Raw genomic sequence first — 19,874 nt, forward strand, 5'->3', positions numbered from 1 at the left:
CTACCACCTTTTTCCTGCGTCGGGTGTCCTCGCTCGCTTCGCTCGCTGCGGGCACCATTCCTTGGAAAAACGTGGGCGAAAAACTGCTCGCGAGCGGCGACGCCGCTCGCGAGTGAACCGCGCTCGCTGCGCTCGCGCGGATGCTTGAATGCAGCCCTGCCCGTCCCCGTCCACGCGAACGAAGTGAGCGTGGGCTCGGGAGACGAGCGAAGTGAGTATCCCGGCGTCTCGCGCGATTAAACGCGCTCGCGGCCAGAACGACGTGGTTGTTATACTACCACAGCTCTGAGGGGAAAAACCAAGGCCCAGTCCGTCGAACCCGCGCCCGTGAGCGACGCGCTGAACGGGGTGGACCGGGTGACTGAGCGGCGGCTGCTGGCGTTCGGGACGGTCGTCGCCGCGGTGGCGACGGCGGGGAGCCTCTACTTCTCGGAGGTCATGGGACTACTGCCGTGCGAACTGTGCTGGTACCCGCGGATCCTGATGTACCCGCTGGTGGTCGTGCTGGGAGTGGCTGCCCTCGAGGGACGAACGAGCGCCTACCGGACGGTCCTGCCGCTGTCGGTCCTCGGCGCGGGGATCGCGGCGTATCACTCCTGGCTCCAGGCGTCCGGTGCCTCGTCCTCGTGCTCGCTCGGCGGGTGCGCGAGCGTCCAGTATCGTCTCGCCGGTCTAACCATTCCGAACCTCGCGCTGATCGCCTTCCTGCTGGCCAGCGCAGCGGCGCTGGCCGCGTGGCGGTTGGAATGGTAGCTTCGGTGACAGTGGAGTTATGTGGTCGGCGAGAGCACCGCCGGTATGGACTACGTCCGACTCGGGACGACTGGTCTGGAGGTATCGCCCATCTGCCTCGGAACCTGGCGCTTCGGCGAGGTTTCCAGTGGCGTGATGGAGACCGACCGCGAGGAGGCCCACGAACTGCTGGACGCCTTCGCCGAGCGCGGCGGGAACTTCATCGACACGGCCAACGGCTACGGCGAGGGCCGCAGCGAGCAGTGGATCGGCGAGTGGCTCGAGGACCGCGACCGGGAGGACTTCGTGATCGCCTCGAAGTGCTACTGGTCGGACGTCTCCCGCTTCCAGGAGAACCTCTCGCGGAAGAACGTCCGCGCCGAGGTCGAGGGATCGCTGGAGAAGCTCGACACAGACTACCTGGACGTTCTGTACCTGCATCGCTTCGACGACGAGACGCCGATCGAGCGGACCCTCCGCACGGTCGACGACCTCGTCAGCGAGGGGAAGGTCCACCACGTCGGCATCTCGACGTGCGACGCCTGGAAGCTCACCAAGGGCCTCTGGCAGGCCGACGTGAACAACTACGAGGCCTTCACCGTCACTCAGCCCCAGTACTCCGCGGTCCACCGCGAGCCCGTCGACGAGTACCTCGATGTCTGCGCCGACCAGGACCTCGCGGTCTGCCCGTACTCGCCGCTGCACGGCGGTCTGCTGACCGGCAAGTACGAGCGCACCGCCGAGGGCGACGTCGAGGCGCCGGACGGCTCCCGGGGCGACCTCGAGGAGCACTTCGAGGACTGGTACCTCTCGGAAGATGCCTGGGACGTCGTCGAGGAGATCGAGGCCGTCGCGGAGGAGGCCGACGCCACGCCCGCGCAGGTCGCCCTGCGCTGGCTGATGGACGAGGAACAGTTCACCTGCGTGCCCATCGTCGGCGCCCGGACGGTCGACCAGCTCGACGAGAACCTCGGCGCCGTCGACGTCGACCTCTCCGAGGACCAGCGCGCGCGGATCGACGAGGCGGGCGCGAGCGGGGACTGATACGGACTGTCGTAGCTGTTTGCCGGTACGACTGTCCATCGTCGGGCAGTCGTACCGGTACTGACCTGCAACAGTCCGTACGAGGCGGTCAGCCCGGCCGGCGGCCTGCGTGTTTACACGTCCCGGGGGAGAGCGCCGTCGGCCTCGCTCATCGTTCCAGACCGACGCTCACCTCGCCGTCGTCCGCGACTCTGACGGTACAGTCATCGAGCAGGAACGAGATCGAGACGCCGCTGTCACGCGAAGTGGACAGGAGGGTCTCGAGCGCGTCCGGGTCGAGGACCGAATACAGGGGCTCCATCGCGATCGGTTCCGTCTCGGTGACTGCAGAGACCGTCTCGATAACGGTGAGATAGAGCGGCTCGACGTCCGTCCAGTCGTGCTGGCTGACGTACGTGTCCGTCTCCGGGTCGTACCCGATGCCGTCGTGTTCGTCGGCTGGATTCGTGGTAGAACTCATCAGTCTGGGGGAGGGGCGTCGACGGGGTAAGGGGTCAGACTGACTAGTCAGCCTCTCCTTTCCCCGACGCTTCGAACAACTGCTCGAAGACGGTCTCTTCGGCCTTGCGAAGGTGCTGGTTGAACGTCTGTCGCGTGACGCCCAGCCGGGTCGCCACCTCGTCGCCGGAACTCCGTCGGGGGAGATCGAAATAGCCTCCGTAGTAAGCCGCTCGCAGGGCCGTAAGCTGTCGGTCAGTCAGTTCCTCCTCGATAACGTCGTACAGGAGCCGGGGCGTGTAGCGGAGCGCCTGGGACTGCAGTTCCACGTCCGGAAACGCTTCTCGCACCTCCCGAATCGCCGTCCGGGGATCGACGTGCCCCGGCAGTTCACCGGTAAGCCTGGGCCTGCCATCGGCCCCGTACCGGAGCAGCGATCGCACCGCTCCGCCGAGGCGATCGAACACGAGCGGCACTGTCGGGCCCGCCACGTGGACTTCGACCCGGCTGTGTTCCGCGGTCGAACTGAGCAATCGCACGCCGAGAACGCCGGACTGGCCCTCGAACGCGTCGACGAGTGCCCCGGCCGGGATGTTCGTCGCGGTGACGTACTGGAGCGCCGTCCCGTCGGGCAGCGTCACCACCTGATCGACGTCGATCCGGACGCTCCCGTCAGCGGCATCGAGAAACGGCTGGAACAGTTCTTCAGAGGACAACTCGATCGAGCGCCACTCGTCGCTGGTCAACTTGTCCTCGCGCTCCTTCAGCGGGGTCGCGTCCTCGAAGCCGACGACGACGTACTCAACACCTCCCTCCTCGTTCAGCACTGGAGCGGAATTACTCGAGAGCCACCGCTCCGTTCCGTCGGGGAGTTCGATCCAGTGTTCGAACCCGTAGTCAGGATCTCCTGTTTCCAGAACGCGAGTGACGGGGTGTTTCGACGGGTACGGGCGTCCCGTCCTCGTAAGAGATCTTCCAGTCCGGTTGGCGGTACGTCCGGCTGGTAATCTCATCACGTTCGAGGCCGAGCGTCTCTTCGGCGCGCTCGTTCGTGAAGGCTATCTCGCCGGACGGTTCGACGACGACGATACTCACGGGACTGGCCTCGAGGATCCGCTCGATCCGGTCCCGCTCCCCGCTTCTCGGCGACTTCGACGGCTCGCTCTCGTTGGGCCGCTCCGGAGCTGTCCGACCGGCGGCCGACAGCGGACGCCACCAGACCCGCGCTCGGGGGCCGATTCGCTTCCAGTCGACGTCGCCACGCTCGGCCAGTGCATCGAGGCGCTCGAACGCAGTCCGGTACTCACAGCCCACCCGCGCCGCGACCTCACTCGTCGCGAGTGGCTCGCACGGGTCGTCTACTCCGCCGAAGACGGCGAGAACGTCCTCCGGCGTCGTCCGGGGCGTAGAACCGCTCATTGACCCGATTGTTGGCGGGCAGACTACCTATGGGTGACGCCCTCGGCTCGCCCGGGGTGAGAACGCGTTGTCTGTCGCCCCTCAGCGGCGGGAGCTACCGATCCAGCGCCCGGACCTTGCGTCGGCGGCTCCAGTCAGGATCGAGCGTCGTCAGACGCCCGGTCCGCGGGATCCACGACCGAACCGGATTCGAGGTCGACGCCGACCTGGTCGCAGAGGTCCGCCATGGGACAGGCCTCCGGGTCGTCCAGGCAGGCGGGTTTGCGCGCTCTGCAGTACTCCCGTCCGAACTGGATCATCGCCGTGTGGCCGAACCCGCACTTCGCTTCGGGGACCGCCCGCTCCAGCGCGGCCCGGACGCCCTCGTGGTCGGCGTCGGCGGGCGCGACGCCCAGCCGGCGGGCGATGCGATGGACGTGGGTGTCGACGGGGAAGACGCCCTCGCGGCCGCCGGCGAACAGCAGCACGCAGTCGGCGGTCTTCGGCCCGACGCCGCTCATGTCCATCAGGGTCTCACGGACCGTCTCGGGGTCCGCCTCGCGGACGAACTCGTCGAACGCCGCGGCGGAGCCGTACTCCTCCAGCACCCGCTTCGAGAGCGCGATCAGCGTCTCGGACTTCTGGTTGTACAACCCGGCCGGCCGGATCGTCTCGGCCAGCGTGGACTGGTCCGCCTCGGCGAGCGCGGCGGCGAGGTCGCCGCCGTCGTCCTCCTCGTCGGCCTCGCCGCCGGGAGCGTACCGCTCCATCAGCGCGTCGTGGGCGGGCTGGCTCGCCTTGTCGGAGGTGTTCTGGCTGAGGACGGTCCGCACGAGACACTCGAGGGCGTCCCGGCCGCCGTAGGTCTTGGTCCAGTACAGTTCCCCTAGTCGGTCTACCACCGCCTCGGCGCGAGTGCCGGCGGTCTCCGGGTCGAACTCGGCGGCGCTCCCCCCGCCGGCCGCTCCGCCGCTGATGTTACGGGCCGGCTCCGGATCCTCGCTCATGGGCGTACCGACGCGGGGAGCGGAGGAAAAGGGCTCGCTATCGCCTGACGGCGAGCGTGAACGTGGCTTCGGCGCCGTCGGCCAGTGTGGCCACGAGGTCCCGGTCGAGGTCGGCCGCCGCGGCGTCGGCCCCGACCATGACCGTGCGGTCGTCGACGTAGTCGCTGGTCCGACAGACGTGGCTGCGCTCGCTCTCGAAGGTCAGGTCGGGATCGCCCCGGCCAGTCACGGTCGCACGCTCGCCGCCGGCCTCGATCGTGGCCGTGATGGTGGCGTCGGGGTCCCGACAGGCCGCGACGAACTCCGGATCGAAGTCGGCGGGGACGCGGTCGGCCTCGACGGCCAGGATGCAGTCCCCGGCCGGCGTCAGGTAGTCGTCTCCGGTCACCTCGAGCGTGCTCGCGTGCTCGGCGCTGACGTGTTCGTGGCCGCGCGCGCGGACGGCTTCTTCCATACCACGCCCTTTCCGACACCCGTACTTCAACGAGTCGACTCGGACGCGACGGTCACCGTGACAGCGCCGCAGGGGCACTCGTAGGCCCGGCGCTCGCCGGCCGCCGTCCGGTAGACGAGCGCCGGTTCGTCCAGGGTGCGGTCGCAGCCGGCCGCCTCGCACGTGATCGCCTCGCCGCCGAGTTTCTCGATCATGGTTCACCGTCCGTGCCGGACACACGTCAAGGCGAGCCAACCGCGCGGTGAAAGTGAAAGTGGCGGGCGCAAAGGATTTGACGACGGAGCACACCCGGGTACACATGTCGCTTTCGTGGCGGGGAGCGGCGGTCGATCCGGGGAACGGTATCCCGACGGCCGCCGAGTGGCAGCCCGTGGAACTGCCGGGCCGACCGGCGGCGTTCGCCGGCGCGGACGCGGTCGCCTACCGGACCGAATTCGCCGATCCGCGCGGGCCCAGGGAGGACCACGCCGCGATCGAACTCGACGGCGTGTACGCTCACGCGCGCGTGTGGTGTAACGGCGAGCAGGTCGCCGAGCACGACGCCTACTTCGAGCCGCTCCGCGTGGACCTCCCCGTCGAGGACGACAACGAGGTGATCGTCGAGTGCCGCCGCCCGGAGGACCGATTCGGCGGCGTCCACGCCACCGACGAGGTCCCCGATGCGGCTGCAGTTCCCGGAGTCTGGTGGGGTGCGAGCCTCGAGACGTATCCGGACCCGTACGTCGAGTCGCTGACGGCGGCTCCGCGCATCGACGACGAGGACGACGCGTCCGTGGACGTGGCCGCCACGGTCGTCACCGACGAACCGCTCGACGACCGGCTCACCCTCTCGCTCCGACCCGAGGGCGACGCCCGCGGCGGCGGTACGATGAACCGCGCGAGCGTGGAGACGGACCCGGGACGCGCCACCGTCACCGGCAGACTGGACGTCCGGAACCCCTCGCTGTGGTGGCCCCACGACCTGGGCGACCAGCCGCGGTACGCCGTCCGGGCCAAGCTGGACGACGCGGTCCGGACGACCGTGACGGGCCTGCGGTCGGTCGAGTGGGCGGACGGCCTCGCGATCAACGGACAGCGGGCCCCCGCCCGCGGCGTGAACCTCGTGGACGGGACTCCCGCGGACGTCGAGCGCGCCGTCGAGGCCAACGCGAACCTCGTCCGTGCACACGCGCACGTCCTCTCACCGGCCGTCTACGAGGCCTGCGACGAGGCGGGCGTGCTCGTCTGGCAGGACCTCCCGCTGACCGGTCCCGGCGAGTTCGACGCCGAACGCGGCCGTGAACTCGCGGAGCGCCTCGAGCGGACGCGGCGTCGTCACCCGAGCCTGGCGGCCGTGTCGGTTCACGACGACCCCGTGCCGGCCTACGCGGAGGGACTGGGGTCGGGGCTAATCGACCGGCTCCGCTTCCGGTGGCGCGCCTGGCGGGCCGGCTACGACCACGAACCGGCCGAGTCGGTGGCCGACGCCGTGAGCGAGGTGCCGACGGTGCCCGTCGTCGGTCGGCCGGGCGTCGAGCCCGACGCCGCGACGCTGTACCCCGGCTGGGAGTTCGGCGACGTCGGTGACCTCGACTGGATCCGCGACCGCTACGGACTGGGCGCGGTCGTCGCCGAGTTCGGTGCCGGCGCACCGGCCGACGAGAACCCCCCCGGGGACGCCGCCGACGGAGAACCGCGCCCGGCACGCGCCGACGGCGGGGTCGGGGCGGCACAGTCGACGCAGGCGACCGTCGTGGGGCGGACGGCGGAAGCGCTGCGCCGGCGCGACGCCGACGCGCTCGCAGCCTACGCGCTCCGCGACGTCGGCGACTCCGAGATGGGTCTCCTCGGGCCAGACCGAGCGGACAAGCCCGCTTTCGAGCGCCTTCGACGGGCATACGAACCGGTCCAGGCGGTGTTGGCCGACCCCACGCCGGGCGAGAGCGACCTCGTGGTACTCCACGACCGCCCCACCGGGTCGACGCTGACCGTCGAGTGGGACGTCGATGGCGAGCGGGAACAGACCGAAGTGGCCGTCGACGCCTACGGCCGGGCGACGGTGACGACCCTGTCGCTGTCGGCCGGCGACGACGTGACCCTCGCCGTGGCCGTCGAGGACGACGTCGCCCGCAACAGCTACGCTATTTAAGTCGCCTCGGATCCATGTTACTATCTCACGTCCCACCGTCAGGGCGTGTGACACCGATCCACGCGTTCAGGGTGACCGGAACGTTTAAAACACTCCCGCTCCAATCAGTAGTCACCAGAACGCTTCGGCGTTCGGGCAGTATCGCTTACGCCCAGCATGACAGGGAACCCTTGTTATCGGTGGCAGCCCATCATCGGTAGGCACCCGACTGTTCCGCGCCGGGGCGGCATGGCATAGAGGCTTGACAAACATGGCAGACTCGATAGACGAATCAAAGAACGTAGAACTCACCGAAGAGGACCTCGAAAACAAGTCGAAGGGCGAGCTCATCAAGCTCGCCGGGCAGCTCCGCGATCGACGAAACGAGCTGAACCAGCTCGCGTCCGAGCGGGCGTCCGATCGCGACGACCTGAACGCAAAGACTCGCGAGAAGGTCGACGAGGCCCAGGAACACCGCGAGCAGCGCGACGAGCTCAACGAGCAGGTTCAGGAGCACAAGGAGAGCCGCAACGAGCTCAACGCCGAGGCCAACGAGCTGTTCGACAAGGTCGACAAGCTCAAGAACGACCTTGAACTCGACGAGGGCAAGTCCATCGAGGAGCTCGAGGACGAAATCGAAGACCTCGAGTTCAAGCAGCAGACCGAGGTCCTCTCCAGCGAGGACGAGCGCGAGCTCATCGAGAAGATCGAGACCAAGCGCGAGAAGCTCGCCGAGAAGAAGGAGAAGCTCGATCAGACCGACGACCTCGAGGAACTCAAGGAGGAGGCCGAGGAGGTCCGCTCCGAGGCGAGCCAGCACCACCAGAAGGTGACGGAGCTGGCAGACGAGGCCCAGAAGCACCACAACCAGATGATCGAGGCCTATCGCGAGGCCGACGAGATCCGCGACGAGGCCGACGAGATGCACGAGAAGTTCGTGGAGGCCCAGGAGGCCGCCGACCGCCACCACGAGGACTTCGTCCGCGTCCAGAAGCGCCTGCGCGAACTCGACAAGAAGGAGGAGGCCGAAGAGCGCTCCCAGCGCGAGGAAGAGCAGGAGGCCGCCCGCGAGGAGGCCGAGGAGATCTACCAGAAGTTCAAGGAAGGCGAGACCCTCGACACCGAGGACCTGATGAAGCTGCAGAAAGCCGGCAAGCTCTAAGTCGGCGTCTCTTCTCCCCGTTTTCTCCGTTCTCTAGCGGCTGCACCGTCGGTTCTCGTACGTAGCGGTAACCGCAACAGCTTTGTCGCGGGACTTTCCCGCGTGTACTATGACAGGCTGGTCCCCGCCTCGCCCCTCCCCGCGAGCGGTCGCGGCCGCGGTCGCGCTGTACGCGCTCGTGCTCGCCTACGCGCTGCTCGTCGTTCAGCAGGTACTGCTCGGCGTTCTGTTCGGAGTCTTCTTCGTCGGTCTCTACTTCGCCTGGCGGCTCCTCCGCGCGGTGGAGGCCATCGCCGACGCCCAGCAGCGGATGGCCGACCGCCGGGAGTACCGCGACGGATAGCCGCGACCTATATGGCGGTCCGACACAGAGACGCCACCGATGGGACTGGTCGCGACGATAACGGGCGGTGTCGTCTTCGGACTGGCGCTGGCTGCCCCGCCGGGCCCGATGAACGCGGTCATCGCCGAGGAGAGCGCACTCCGCGGGTGGGGGGCCGGCTTCCGAGCGGGGCTCGGCGCGATGGTCGCCGACGCGTGCTTCTTCGTACTGGCGCTTCTGGGTGTCGTCGCCGTCGTGGATCGGACGCCGGCGCTGCGGACGGCGATGGTCGCCGTCGGCGGAGTGCTCATGCTGTACTTCGCGGTCGACGCGGCCCGCGCTGCGGGACCGTTCCTCGGCGACGGCGTCGATGCGACCGGCGAGTCGAAGGGATTCAGGAAGGCGTTCGCGCTGGCCATCACGAACCCCTACCAGATCGTCTTCTGGCTGGCCGTCGGCGTCAAACTGCTCGAACCGGGGCAACTCGACGTGCTGGCGCCGCTGCCGGTCGTCGGCGATCAGGTGGCGGGCGCGTTCGTCGTCGAGACGGGGAGCCCGGCGCTACTCGGCGGCCTGTTCGGCGGGATCGGGCTCTGGATCGTCGGGTTCCCGGCGACGATCGCGGTCGCCAGGCGCCGCGTCGAGGGGGCCGCACAGCTGATCGCGTGGCTCTCCGCGGCCGTCCTCGCGGCCTTCGGCGTGCTGTTCCTGTGGGACGCGCTTCCGGTCTAGGGACCGGTGGGCGCGTCGTCGAGGTCAGTGCCGGCGTCTATCTCGGCGACCTCCTCCTCGAGCCACTCCCGGAACCAGCGAACGCGCTTGAGGCGCCGGTGGACGATGGAGTGCGCCGCGTCGCTGACGATCCGCTCGCGCGCGTCCTCGCCCCGCTCGACGACGCGACCGACCATGTCGGCGGCGTCCATGTGCGAGCGAGCCTCGTAGCCCATTCGCAGGAGCATCAGAGCGGTCCCGTTCGCGCCGACCTTGTCGAGGATGTCCGCCTCGATGAGACACTGAGTCTCAAGGGGAAGGTCGCGGAGGTCGCCCTGATAGGAGTGGTCGCTGACGGCCTGGTGGACCTGCTGGACGAACGACTCGGGATAGTCGCCGTGCGTCTCGAGGTACTCGCGGGCGATGGTCGCCCCCGCCTCGGCGTGGGCGTCCTGTTCGGCCTCGAGCTTGGCGATGTCGTGAAAGAGGGCCGCAACTCTGGTGACGTCCACGTTGGCGCCCTCCTTGCGTGCGATCGTCTCGCCGAGTTCCACGACGTTCAGGATGTGGTTGAACCGGTACTCGGCGGAGTGCCAGGGGTACCACCGCATTCGACCGCCTTCGTCCTCGTTCTCGACGCTGGCCGCGAGATAGTCGTGGACGAACTCCTTCATAGCCTCGAACTCCCCGTCCGAAACCGGTGACTCACGGATCTCGACGCCCACGGAACCACCTCCATCGTCGCGATTCGATATTCATCTTACGGATAAGATGGTTCGTTCGGGCCTTTAGCGTTACGACGCACCGAACGTCGAAACTACCCGGAAAAACGATCCAGCGCGACAGACGTCCCGTCGCTGAAGCGGAGTAACGCTCGGTTCAGATACGCTAATCGTGGCTTACGATACCGTTAAACATAGTTTACGCGAATTTAATTGCGATCGATCGCGCGTCGGGAGGAGAACACGGTCGGTGATCCGGAGTGGTTGAGCGACGGATCCGACCGCGCGCCAGGGGGTAGTATGCCCGTGCGAGTGACGACCGCGTCGGGCAGCCGCTGCGGTCGCCGAGCTGTACGGACAACCGGGAATCTTCCGTGACATCCGATTCCTCGGCGATATAGTGGACGATATCGTCATTATTAAGAGTTTGTCCGAACGTCCTTAAAGAATTGATACGGTTTGGTGGATACACATCAAATGATATTCGAACTGGACGCACGTCCGATTCGTGACATTCGAGTGAAGTATTAAGGCACTGGTCGTCGTCCACTGCGCGTATGGACGTCAGACCAGCCGAACACGCTGATCGACCCGCGATCAGGGACGTGGCGCGGCGCTCGCTGCAGGCCTCCTACTCTCTGGAGCCGCGTGCGATCACCACCGCTATCGAGGAGTGGTACGACGAGGACCGGCTGGCGCAGACGCTGGAGGACGAGAACCGCTCCCTGCTCGTCGCAGAGTGGGACGGACAGGTCGTGGCATTCACGGAGAGCACCCTGACCGGTGACGACGTCGGAACCATCCTCTGGATCCACGTCGACCCCGCCCACCGCGGCCGCGGCATCGGAACCGACCTCTTCGAGGCGACCCGCGACCACCTCGCCGAACGGGGTACGACCCGACTCCAGGGTCGGGTCCTGGCCGACAACGCGGTCGGCAACGCCTTCTACCACGAGCAGGGCTTCGAGGAGGCCGGCCAGCAGGAAGTCGACATCGCCGGCCGCACGTACGTCGAGAACCGCTACGTCGAGAGCGACTCCGGCCGCGAGGCCATCCCCGTCGACGACCGTACCGTCTACGTCGACCACGACGTCACCGAGGAGGGCTCCATCGCCCCCTTCAAAGTGGTCTACGCCGACGACGACGGCGAAGGGAAGTACGGCTTCTACTGCTCGAACTGCCGGACCGTCGCTAACGCCATGGACGCCATGGGCCGCATCGAGTGCGACGAGTGCGGAAACGCCCGCAAGCCCACGCGATGGGACGCGTCCTACCTCTGAGACCCGGCCCGCCGCAGTACCAGCGCGTAGTAGAGGGCGAACAGCACCACTGCGATCGTCACTCCGACGACCGTGTCCGCCACGAGGGTCTCGATGGACGTCGCGTGCGCCAGGTAGGCACCACTCGAGAGCAGTGTGAAACCTGATTCCATCGTCACGTGTTTATTCGCCGCCTGTCACTTAAAGCGAACCGGGCGTTCCCAGCAGGTGGGAGCGGTCGAAACATGCAAGATGTTTTATATAGTCCCGGGCGGATTCGAACCTCGAAGGCTCGAATCCTCTCGCCTTCTGCTTCGAATCCGCGGGGATACCTGCTGCTCACGGATTTGTTCGCAGCAGGATAGTCCCGGGCGGATTCGAACCGCCGTCATGGGCTTTCCTCGTGGCAAACTCATTACAATTGGTGTCGAGTATGTCACTCCAAAGGCCCATATGATTGGCCACTACACCACGGGACTTCTCACTACGGCATTGCAGTCACGCTGTTTTATTGGTTTCGGGACTCGTCGGCACTCCTCGGTTTGATCTCAGAGTCCGGGATATTTCCCCACTCTGCGTTGCTGTGGCACTTCGGACATAGCGCTACCAGATTATCCATTGTGTGTGCCTCTTGCGGGTCGTCAAACTCCCGAACCAGTGTGATGTGGTGAACGTCCGGTTCTTGTCCGATGTTCCCCTTATATTATCGGCCGCTGCCGCGAAGAAATCAGTCCGAGGCTTCCAGCTCCGGTTCGAGTAGGCCGCAGACGTCGCCCTCGGCGTCGAAGCAGTCGGGACACTGAGGTTCGCGGTCGATGATGGTGTCCAGCCGCTCGGCGACCGTCTCGTCGATGACGCCCTCAAGTTGCTTGGCCTCCTCGCGGAACTCCTCGACCTCCAGGACCTCCAGCAGGAAGCGCTCGATGATGCAGTAGTTCTGGAGCGCCTCGCGGGCGCGTCGGATGCCCTCGTCGGTGAGGTCGACGCCCTTGTACTTCTCGTGATCGAGCAGCTCCTCCTCCTCGAGCTTGCCGATCATCTCGTTGGCGCTGGCCGGGCTGACCTCGAGCATGTCCGCGACGTCGCCGGTCGAGGCGGGGCCGTCGTCCTGTTCCTGCACCAGATAGATCGCCTTGAGATATTGGTCTGCCGTGTTCATGCGAGGGACCTCCCGATGACGAGCGTGGGCTCGTCGCGCGCTTTGCGCGCTACGGTGGTGAGTCGAGCGCTGCGAGACGAATCTCGTCGGAACGGTGTTTCGACGGCGTTCATGCGAGCATCACTCCCGGTCCTCCATCAGTCGCGTCACGTCCTCGGCGCCCTCGGCCTCCTCCTCGCGAATCTCGGAGAGCGTCTCGATCAGTCGGTCGCGGTCGACGCCGAACTCGACGTCCGACGCCCGGATGGCGCCGATCAGGTCGTCGTAGAACTTGTAGGCCGTCTCCTCGTTGGCCAGCTGGTCGTACAGCACGCCGTCCGTGTCGCGGTCGGTCTCGTACTGGGCTGCCACGAGCGTCTGGATCTCCTCGAAGGGCACCGTCTCGGCGTCGAGTTCGTCGATGAGCGACTCCAGACGGTCGCGGTGCTCGGCCGACTCCTCGACGGCCTCGTCCAGCAGGTCCCGCAGTTCGGGGTCGGCGACGTCGTCGGTGAGCTGGGCGTGCTGGTCGGCCCGCGCCTCGACGACTTCCTCCAGGACGACCCCGATCTGGAGCAGGCGGGCGAGCTGGTGATCCGATCCCACCGGCCGCTGGAGGCTCACCGGCGACACCCCCGACAGTCGCGGCCCGCTACAGTCATGGTGCGTTCTCGGGGAGGCGTCGACTTAAGCGGTTCCCTCCTCCTCGTCGGGTTCGTCGTATTCGTGCCGCCGGCCGGGGAAGGCGACGGGCGCCGCTCGCGCGACATCGAAGAGAGGGAGAAACTGCGAAACCGAGGCTACCGCGCTGCTACCGGAGCCGCGCGGCGATCAGCTCTTCGAGGTCCTCGCGGAGTTCGTCGACCGCGACTTCCTCGAGGACGGGGCGGAAGAAGCCTTCCACGAGCATGTTCTCGGCGCTCTCGGGGTCGACGCCGCGGGAGGTCATGTAGAACATGTCCTCCTCGGAGACCTGCCCGACCGTCGCGGAGTGGGAGGCCTCGGTGTCGTGGTTGTTGATGATCAGCTTCGGGGAGGCGTCGGCCTCGGACTCGTCTGAGAGCATCAGCGTGTTCTCCCGCTGATAGGAGTTGGTGTCCCACGCCTCGCGGCCGACGTCCTGGACGCCCTCGTAGACGGAGCGGGCCTCGTCGTCGAGGACGCCGCGGGTCACGAGGTCGGCCGTGGTGTGTTCGGCCTCGTGCCAGACGCGGCTGCCGAGGTCGAAGTGCTGATCCTCGTGGCCGAAGAAGGCGCCGACGATCTTCGATTCCGAGGAGTCGCCCAGCAGGCGTGTCTCGACGCTGGTCTTGCTCAGTCGGGAGCCGATGTTGCCCTCGATCCAGTTGATCGTCGCGTACTGGTCGGTGTGGCCGCGCTTGACCTGGAAGTTGTAGGTGTCCTCGGCCAGGTTCTGCAGCGCGCCGTACTGGACGTGGGCGTTCTCGCCGGCGACGGCCTCGACGACGCCGGAGTAGTACTGGTCGCCATCGACGTTCTCGCCGGTGGACTGGCGCTCGAGGATGGTCACCGAGGACGATTCCTCGGCGACGACCAGCGTGTAGTTGAACAGCGACCGGCTGTTCATCGTCGTCCGGATCTTCACGTCCTCGGCGTCGACGCCCTCGGGGACGTAGACGAGAGTACCGGCCGAGAACAGCGCGGTCGACAGCGCGGTGAGGTAGTCGCGCTGGGGGTCGACGACGCTACCGAAGTGCTGCTCGACGATGTCGCCGTGCTGCTCGACGGCCTCGTCCCAGGCGAGGACGTCGACGCCCTCGGCCTCGACGCGGTCCTTCTCCTGCTCCCACTCGAGGGGATCGACCAGCGCCTCGTAGTCGAGCGCGTCGAGGTTGGTCCACTGGCGCCCGGGCGTCCGGATGACCTCGGGCATGTCCAGGTCCTGGAGCGCGTCGAGCGCTTCCAGCCGGGTCTCGAGGAGCCACTCGGGCTCGTCGAGCTCGTCGCTGATCTGCTGTACCTGCTCCTCCGTGAGGTTCGCGTGTACCTGCGTGCTCATGGTAGTCACCGGGGGTTACCCGAGCGAGCCCTCCATCTCGAGTTCGATGAGGCGGTTGAGCTCGACGGCGTACTCGATGGGCAGTTCCTCGGTGATCGGCTCGATGAAGCCGGCGACGATCATCTGCTTGGCGTCGTCGTCGTCCAGGCCGCGGCTCTGGAGGTAGAAGACGTCCTCGTCGCCGATCTTGCCGACGGTCGCCTCGTGGGCGACGTCCACCTGGTTCTCCTGGATCTCCATGTACGGCATGGTGTCCGACGTCGACTCGTTGTCGAACATCAGCGCGTCGCACTCGACCGACGTCGAGGAGTCCTCGGCGCCGTCGGAGATGTGGACGAGACCGCGGTAGTTGGTGCGGCCGCCGTCCTTGGAGATGGACTTGGACTCGATGGTCGACTTCGTGTCGGGCGCGTTGTGGTAGACCTTCGCGCCGGTGTCGATGTTCTGGCCCTCGCCCGCGAACGCGATGGTGATGTGGTTGTCCGTCGCGCCGGGGCCCTTGAGGACGGTGGAGGGGTACAGCATCGTGGCCTTCGATCCCATGCTGCCGGAGACCCACTCCATCGTGCCGTCCGCCTCGACGATGGCGCGCTTGGTGTTGAGGTTGTATGTGTTCTTCGACCAGTTCTGCACCGTCGAGTACTGGACGTGCGCGCCCTCGCCGACGAACACCTCGACGCCGCCGGAGTGGAGGTTGTGGGTGGCGTACTGGGGCGCGGAGCAGCCCTCGATGTAGTGCACTTCGGAGTTCTCCTCGGCGACGATGAGCGTGTGCTCGAACTGGCCCATCCCCTCGGAGTTCATCCGGAAGTACGCCTGGATGGGCATCTCGACCGTGACGCCCTCCGGGACGTACACGAACGAGCCGCCCGACCAGACTGCGCCGTGCAGCGCGGCGAACTTGTTGTCGCTCGGAGGGACGCACTTCGTCATGAAGTGCTCCTTGACGATCTCCTCGTGCTCACGGACGGCCTCGTCCATGTCGCAGAAGATGACGCCCTTCTCCTCCCACTGCTCCTGCATGTTCTGGTAGACGATCTCCGACTCGTACTGGGCGCCGACGCCGGAGAGGGCGTTCTTCTCCGCCTCCGGGATGCCGAGCTTGTCGAAGGTGTCCTGGATCTCCTCGGGGAGATCCTCCCAGGACTCGGCCCCGCCGCGGGTCTCGATGTCCGGGCGGATGTAGGGCACGATCTGCTCGATGTCGATCTCCGAGAGGTCCGGCTGGCCGGGCCAGTCGGTCGGCATCGGCATCTGCTGGAACTGTTCGAGCGCGCGGAGGCGGCGCTCGAGCATCCAGTCGGGCTCGTCCTTGTCTTCCGAGATGACCCGGACGGTCTCCTCGGTCAGGCCGGCCTCGGTCTCGAAGGCGGAGCTCTCCTCCTTCTTGAACTCGAAGCGGGCCTCGGTGTCGGTCTCTTTGAGGTGGTCTTGATCGGAACTCATAGTTCGTTAGGTGTCGCTTGACGCTCTGTGGTTATACGGGTTGGGACGGCCGGGGTCACGCTGCCTCGTAAACCTCCTCGCGGACCCAGTCGTAGCCCTCGTCCTCGAGCTGTTCGGCCAGTTCGGCGCCGCCGGACTTGGCGATCTCGCCGTCGAGCATCACGTGGACGTGATCGGGCTCGACGTAGTCGAGGATCCGCTGGTAGTGGGTGATCTGGAGGATGCCGGCGCCCTGCTCGTCGCGCAGCGCGTTGATGCCGTTGGAGACGTCCTGCAGGCGGTCGATGTCCAGCCCGGAGTCGATCTCGTCGAGCACGGCGATCGAAGGCTCCAGGATCGCGGCCTGGAGGACCTCGTTTTGCTTCTTCTCGCCGCCGGAGAAGCCGGCGTTGAGATAGCGGTTGGCGAACTTCTCGTCCATGTCCAGCTGCTCCATCTTCTCCTGGAGGATCTGCTGGAACTCGGCGACGCCGATCTCGCCCTCGTCGGCGGGGCCCTCCATCGGGGAGGTCTCGTAGCCCTCTTCGTCGTCGGCCTCAGTCTCCTCCTCTTCCTCGTCCTCGAAGAGCTCCTCGCGCTCCTCGAGCTTGGCGTTGAGCGCCGTGCGGAGGAAGTTCACCATCGTGACGCCCTCGATCTCGGCGGGGTACTGGAAGCCGAGGAAGACGCCGAGCGCGGCACGCTCGTTCGGTTCGAGGTCCAGCAGGTCCCAGGTACGCATGTCGTCGGGGATCTCGACGTCCTCGCCGAACTCGTCGTCCTCGAGGTGGATGAGGACCTCGCCCTCGGTGACCTCGTAGGCGGGGTGACCCGCGATGACCTTCGCGGTCGTCGACTTGCCCGATCCGTTGGGACCCATCAGCGCGTGGATCTCGCCCGACTCGACCTCGAGGTCGACGCCCTGCAGGATCTGCTCACCGCCCTCTTCGGCCACTTCAGCGTGTAGATTGTTGATTTCGAGTACTGCCATGGTAGTTACTTCAGTCATGAGAAAGGAGGGTAGTTCCACCCATGAAGCTTTCGCATTCCTGTGTCAACGTTTTGCGAACCCAGAACGAAAGTTTTCGCTACCGGAACGTCCGCCGAGCGGCGGTCACGTGAACTGGCCGAGGCCGGTCTGCTCCTGGCCGGCCTTGACCTCGTCCCAGGAGACGCCCATGGCCTCGAGGATGCGAGCGATCGGGCCCTTCAGGGTCTTGTCGAGCATCTTGTCCCAGTCGACCTCGAACTCCTCCGGGATCTGGTCGGCGAACTCGAAGCAGATGACGTCCGGGTCCCGCCGGAACTCACTGTACAGCGGGTCCTCGGCGGGGTCGAGGCCCTTCTCTTCCTCGACCCGCTGGAAGAAGTCGTCGTGGACCCGCTTCAGGTAGAGCCGCTTGGGCTTCGATCCGCTCTGGAAGTTCGTCCCCAGCAGGAGGTTGGCGTACTTCGCGCCGCGGACCTGCGCGGTGTCCGTGTCGTAGTTGTCCAGTTTCTTCCCGATGCCGCCGGGGATGCCGACGTCCTCGGGGTCGACGTTGCCCGCCTGGAAGTCCTCGATGACGTCGTGGACGTAGGTCTTGACGTCGTCGATGTCCTCGCCGTGGACGATCATCTCGATGACGCGGTGCTGGACCCGCTTGGTGATCGGCGCGATGTCCGAGCGCTGGTACTCGAAGCCGGTGATGTCGATGTCGTCGACCTTCTTGCCCTCCGACCAGACGATGTGGCCGGCGTAGCGCTTCTTTTTGCCCGCCTGGAAGAACCGCCGGTAGAGCTTCTCGAACTCGATCTGGAAGCGGTGCTCCTCGGCGTTGAGCTCCTCTCGGGCGAAGTCGTCGTACGACTCGTTGATGTGTTCCTCGAGCTCGAAGGACTGCTCGATGGCCTCCTCCTTCTCGACGTCGGGGCCGAGTTCGAGCATGACGCTGTCGGTGTCGCCGTAGACGACCTCGTGGCCAACCTCGTTGGCGGCCTGCTCGGTGAACTCGATGACCTCCCGGCCCGTCGCGGTCACGGCGGCGCCCATCTCCTTGTCGTAGAGGCGGAAGCGGTCCCATCCCAAGACCCCATATAAAGAGTTCATAATTACCTTGACAGCTGCTTGCTGCCGGTCGTAGCGCTCGTACTCGTCGGAATCAGGGTCGTTATCGTTTCGGAGGGACTTCTTCTCCTCGCGCTCGGAGAGGAGTTCGTCGACCATCTCCCGGATGACGCCGTCCGGTTCCTTCCGGAAGTGGGTCCCGTTGGGCGCGCGGTAGGTCTCGCCGTCGTAGGCATCGGGGTCGACCTTGGTCTCCGGGCTGGCGTTCGTGGTCACCATGCACATCGGGTACAGGCTCTTCAGGTCGAGCACGGTGACGTTCTCCTTGACGCCGGTGATGGGGTCGAAGACGGCGCCGCCCTCGTAGTCCTCGCCCTCCTGCTGACCCTTCGAGGGGAGGGCGAACTCCCCGTGGAGCTTGTGGAGGACGTACATGTCCACCGCGTCGCCGGGCGTGGTGGCGTCCTCGAGTTTGCAGCCGACGAACGTGCGGACCTCGTCCCAGAAGGGGATGATGTTCTGGTCGCGGTCCAGTTCGACGCACAGCTCCACGTCGCGGAGGTTGTACTCCAGCAGGCGCTCGGGGTCGTCCTCCCAGAGGTCGCCGATGTCGCCGGGGTAGCGCTCCTTGCCGACGCCGAGTTCCGCCTCGCCGACGGCGTCCAGCCGGTAGGAGTCCAGTTCGCTGAACTGCGTGCGCTGGTAGGCGTACAGGAGGTCGAAGACGACCCGGCCCTTGATGTCCGGGCCGCCCCAGCCGCCGTCCCAGACCTCGTTCACGCGGGAGAGCCGGTCGGCGTCGAGGTCGTAGTCGTGGTGCGGGCCGGCCAGTTCGTCGAGGCGGTCGACGAGGTAGGGGGCGTCGAAGTCATCGAAGTTCCAGCCAGAGAGAACATCTACGTCGGTTTCTTCGATGTAATCGAGGAATGCGTCGAGCATCGCTTCCTCCTCCTCGAAGACGCGGACGTCGGCCTCGAAGTCCTCTCGAATCGGTTCGTAGCGCTCCAGTGCTTCCGGACCGTTCACGCCGTCGGGCGACTCGTAGAGCCAGGCGACGTACTCGTCGCGGTAGGAGTCGTGGGAGGTGAGACAGACGATCGGCTCCTCTCCGTCCTCGGGGAATCCGTGCCGGTCGTCGACCTCGATGTCGAAGATATTGATCCGGGGTTCGGCGCTCATCTCGACCGGTTCGACCTCGCTGTGGTGGACCCGCAGGGCGTCGCCGTCGTCGTCGTCGGCCTCGCGGACGGGCAGGCGCACGCCGCTGGTGATCCCCTTGTCGATCAGGAAGCGGTTGGGGAAGAGGATGTCAGCCTCGTAGTGGTCGAAGTCGTCGCGGATCCGGCCCACGTCGCGGGGCGTCTGCCCGAAGATCTTGACCAGGCGCTCCCCGCGGATGGACTCGTAGGGCTCGCCGTCGTCGTCGCTTTCCTCCCAGCCCGTGATGCTGTCGTACTGGCGGAGGCGGTCGGCATCCACGTTCTCGGCAGGCGCGTAGAAGTAGGGTTTGAAGTCGTACACGCGCGCGTGGACGGCCTCCTCGTCGTCGGTCCGCCCGAAGACGTGCATGACGGGGTACTCGTCGTCCCCCGAGCCCTCGATGGTGTAGTCGACCTGCGTGACTGCGATCTCGACGCTGTCGTCGACCTCCGGGAAGAGGTGGTCGCTGGCGTCGACGACGTCGGCGGCGCCGCCGCCGTCGCCGGCCACGGCACGGGCCTCCTCGGCCACGTCCCGCCCGTCGTCCCCGCCGTCGTCGACGAACGCGTCCAGGCCCTGCTGGCCCTCGTCGGTCATAACGTGGCGTCGTTCGGGATGCCCGATAAAAACAGCGACGGTCCGGCGAGCCCCGCCGAAGCCAGAAGGTATTTGGTAACTCATGTCATAC

Annotated in this window: 22 protein-coding genes and 1 tRNA gene; 7 read left to right on the top strand and 16 right to left on the bottom strand. The window is 66.4% G+C overall.

All coding sequences use genetic code 11. The annotated features are described in order from the left end of the window. The first annotated feature begins 348 nt into the window (after positions 1–348). Together LCY71_RS13465 and LCY71_RS13470 are read left to right on the top strand one after the other, a co-directional pair. A complete protein-coding gene (locus LCY71_RS13465; RefSeq protein WP_373325170.1) occupies positions 349–753 on the top strand; it encodes a disulfide bond formation protein B in 405 nt (134 codons plus the stop codon). 45 nt (positions 754–798) lie between these two features. After that, positions 799–1,776 carry an aldo/keto reductase gene (locus tag LCY71_RS13470; protein WP_225333665.1) on the top strand — a complete coding sequence of 326 codons (978 nt, stop codon included), beginning with the start codon at positions 799–801 and terminating at the stop codon, positions 1,774–1,776. A gap of 148 nt (positions 1,777–1,924) precedes the next feature. Here LCY71_RS13470 and LCY71_RS13475 read toward each other — a convergent pair whose 3' ends face one another. The 6 genes from LCY71_RS13475 to LCY71_RS13500 all read right to left on the bottom strand — a co-directional run bounded on the left by LCY71_RS13475 (position 1,925) and on the right by LCY71_RS13500 (position 5,267). Continuing rightward, complete coding sequence (locus LCY71_RS13475; protein ID WP_225333666.1) at positions 1,925–2,236, bottom strand: HalOD1 output domain-containing protein; 312 nt, start codon at positions 2,234–2,236, stop codon at positions 1,925–1,927. Between the two features lie 43 nt (positions 2,237–2,279). Continuing rightward, a complete protein-coding gene (locus LCY71_RS13480) occupies positions 2,280–3,041 on the bottom strand; it encodes a helix-turn-helix domain-containing protein (protein ID WP_225333667.1) in 762 nt (253 codons plus the stop codon). Positions 3,042–3,111: 70 nt separating this feature from the next. Further along, on the bottom strand, positions 3,112–3,633 hold the full coding sequence (locus LCY71_RS13485) for a PAS domain-containing protein (RefSeq protein ID WP_225333668.1): 522 nt from the start codon (positions 3,631–3,633) through the stop codon (positions 3,112–3,114). A 134-nt stretch (positions 3,634–3,767) separates the two neighbouring features. Beyond that, positions 3,768–4,619: an endonuclease III domain-containing protein gene (locus LCY71_RS13490; protein ID WP_225333669.1), complete on the bottom strand. Its 852-nt coding sequence runs from the start codon at positions 4,617–4,619 to the stop codon at positions 3,768–3,770. A 37-nt stretch (positions 4,620–4,656) separates the two neighbouring features. After that, positions 4,657–5,073 carry a DUF371 domain-containing protein gene (locus tag LCY71_RS13495; RefSeq protein ID WP_225333670.1) on the bottom strand — a complete coding sequence of 139 codons (417 nt, stop codon included), beginning with the start codon at positions 5,071–5,073 and terminating at the stop codon, positions 4,657–4,659. Between the two features lie 26 nt (positions 5,074–5,099). Beyond that, a complete protein-coding gene (locus LCY71_RS13500) occupies positions 5,100–5,267 on the bottom strand; it encodes a hypothetical protein (RefSeq protein ID WP_225333671.1) in 168 nt (55 codons plus the stop codon). 104 nt (positions 5,268–5,371) lie between these two features. Between LCY71_RS13500 and LCY71_RS13505 the strand changes: the two genes are divergently transcribed. From LCY71_RS13505 to LCY71_RS13520, 4 genes are all read left to right on the top strand, one after another. Then, positions 5,372–7,201 (top strand): glycoside hydrolase family 2 protein, encoded by a 1,830-nt coding sequence (locus tag LCY71_RS13505; RefSeq protein WP_225333672.1) that lies wholly within the window; start codon positions 5,372–5,374, stop codon positions 7,199–7,201. Positions 7,202–7,451: 250 nt separating this feature from the next. Beyond that, positions 7,452–8,342, top strand: a complete 891-nt coding sequence (locus LCY71_RS13510) for a coiled-coil protein (RefSeq protein ID WP_225333673.1) — start codon at positions 7,452–7,454, stop codon at positions 8,340–8,342. Positions 8,343–8,451: 109 nt separating this feature from the next. Beyond that, complete coding sequence (locus tag LCY71_RS13515; RefSeq protein WP_225333674.1) at positions 8,452–8,685, top strand: DUF8066 domain-containing protein; 234 nt, start codon at positions 8,452–8,454, stop codon at positions 8,683–8,685. Positions 8,686–8,724: 39 nt separating this feature from the next. After that, positions 8,725–9,396 (top strand): LysE family translocator, encoded by a 672-nt coding sequence (locus LCY71_RS13520; protein ID WP_225333675.1) that lies wholly within the window; start codon positions 8,725–8,727, stop codon positions 9,394–9,396. Here the strand turns inward: LCY71_RS13520 and LCY71_RS13525 are convergent. Beyond that, on the bottom strand, positions 9,393–10,100 hold the full coding sequence (locus tag LCY71_RS13525; RefSeq protein ID WP_225333676.1) for an HD domain-containing protein: 708 nt from the start codon (positions 10,098–10,100) through the stop codon (positions 9,393–9,395). The two genes, LCY71_RS13520 and LCY71_RS13525, sit on opposite strands and share 4 nt — an antisense overlap. A gap of 554 nt (positions 10,101–10,654) precedes the next feature. On the opposite strand from LCY71_RS13525, the gene LCY71_RS13530 reads away from it, so the two are divergent. Beyond that, entirely contained in the window at positions 10,655–11,377 is a 723-nt protein-coding gene (locus LCY71_RS13530; protein ID WP_225333677.1) for a GNAT family N-acetyltransferase, read from the top strand. Here the strand turns inward: LCY71_RS13530 and LCY71_RS13535 are convergent. The 9 genes from LCY71_RS13535 to LCY71_RS13575 form a co-directional block, all read right to left on the bottom strand. Then, positions 11,368–11,529, bottom strand: coding sequence for a hypothetical protein (locus LCY71_RS13535; protein ID WP_225333678.1), 162 nt, complete (start codon positions 11,527–11,529; stop codon positions 11,368–11,370). The genes LCY71_RS13530 and LCY71_RS13535 overlap by 10 nt on opposite strands. A 189-nt stretch (positions 11,530–11,718) precedes the next feature. Then, a tRNA-Gln gene (locus LCY71_RS13540) sits at positions 11,719–11,835 on the bottom strand. Positions 11,836–11,864: 29 nt separating this feature from the next. After that, positions 11,865–12,047 carry an HNH endonuclease signature motif containing protein gene (locus LCY71_RS13545; RefSeq protein ID WP_225335918.1) on the bottom strand — a complete coding sequence of 61 codons (183 nt, stop codon included), beginning with the start codon at positions 12,045–12,047 and terminating at the stop codon, positions 11,865–11,867. 36 nt (positions 12,048–12,083) lie between these two features. Continuing rightward, positions 12,084–12,515, bottom strand: coding sequence for a metal-dependent transcriptional regulator (locus tag LCY71_RS13550; protein ID WP_225333679.1), 432 nt, complete (start codon positions 12,513–12,515; stop codon positions 12,084–12,086). Between the two features lie 120 nt (positions 12,516–12,635). Continuing rightward, positions 12,636–13,118: a ferritin-like domain-containing protein gene (locus LCY71_RS13555; RefSeq protein ID WP_225333680.1), complete on the bottom strand. Its 483-nt coding sequence runs from the start codon at positions 13,116–13,118 to the stop codon at positions 12,636–12,638. 187 nt (positions 13,119–13,305) lie between these two features. Beyond that, on the bottom strand, positions 13,306–14,514 hold the full coding sequence (gene sufD, locus LCY71_RS13560) for a Fe-S cluster assembly protein SufD (RefSeq protein ID WP_225333681.1): 1,209 nt from the start codon (positions 14,512–14,514) through the stop codon (positions 13,306–13,308). 15 nt (positions 14,515–14,529) lie between these two features. Continuing rightward, the gene (gene sufB, locus LCY71_RS13565) at positions 14,530–15,960 is read right to left on the bottom strand and encodes a Fe-S cluster assembly protein SufB (protein WP_225333682.1); all 1,431 of its coding nucleotides are present in this window, start codon (positions 15,958–15,960) and stop codon (positions 14,530–14,532) included. 55 nt (positions 15,961–16,015) lie between these two features. Next, positions 16,016–16,930 carry an ABC transporter ATP-binding protein gene (locus tag LCY71_RS13570; protein WP_225333683.1) on the bottom strand — a complete coding sequence of 305 codons (915 nt, stop codon included), beginning with the start codon at positions 16,928–16,930 and terminating at the stop codon, positions 16,016–16,018. A gap of 123 nt (positions 16,931–17,053) precedes the next feature. Then, entirely contained in the window at positions 17,054–19,783 is a 2,730-nt protein-coding gene (locus tag LCY71_RS13575) for a DNA-directed DNA polymerase (RefSeq protein WP_225333684.1), read from the bottom strand. Positions 19,784–19,874: the final 91 nt, after the last annotated feature.

Origin of the sequence: Halomicrobium urmianum (assembly GCF_020217425.1) — an archaeon.
Lineage (GTDB): Archaea > Halobacteriota > Halobacteria > Halobacteriales > Haloarculaceae > Halomicrobium > Halomicrobium urmianum.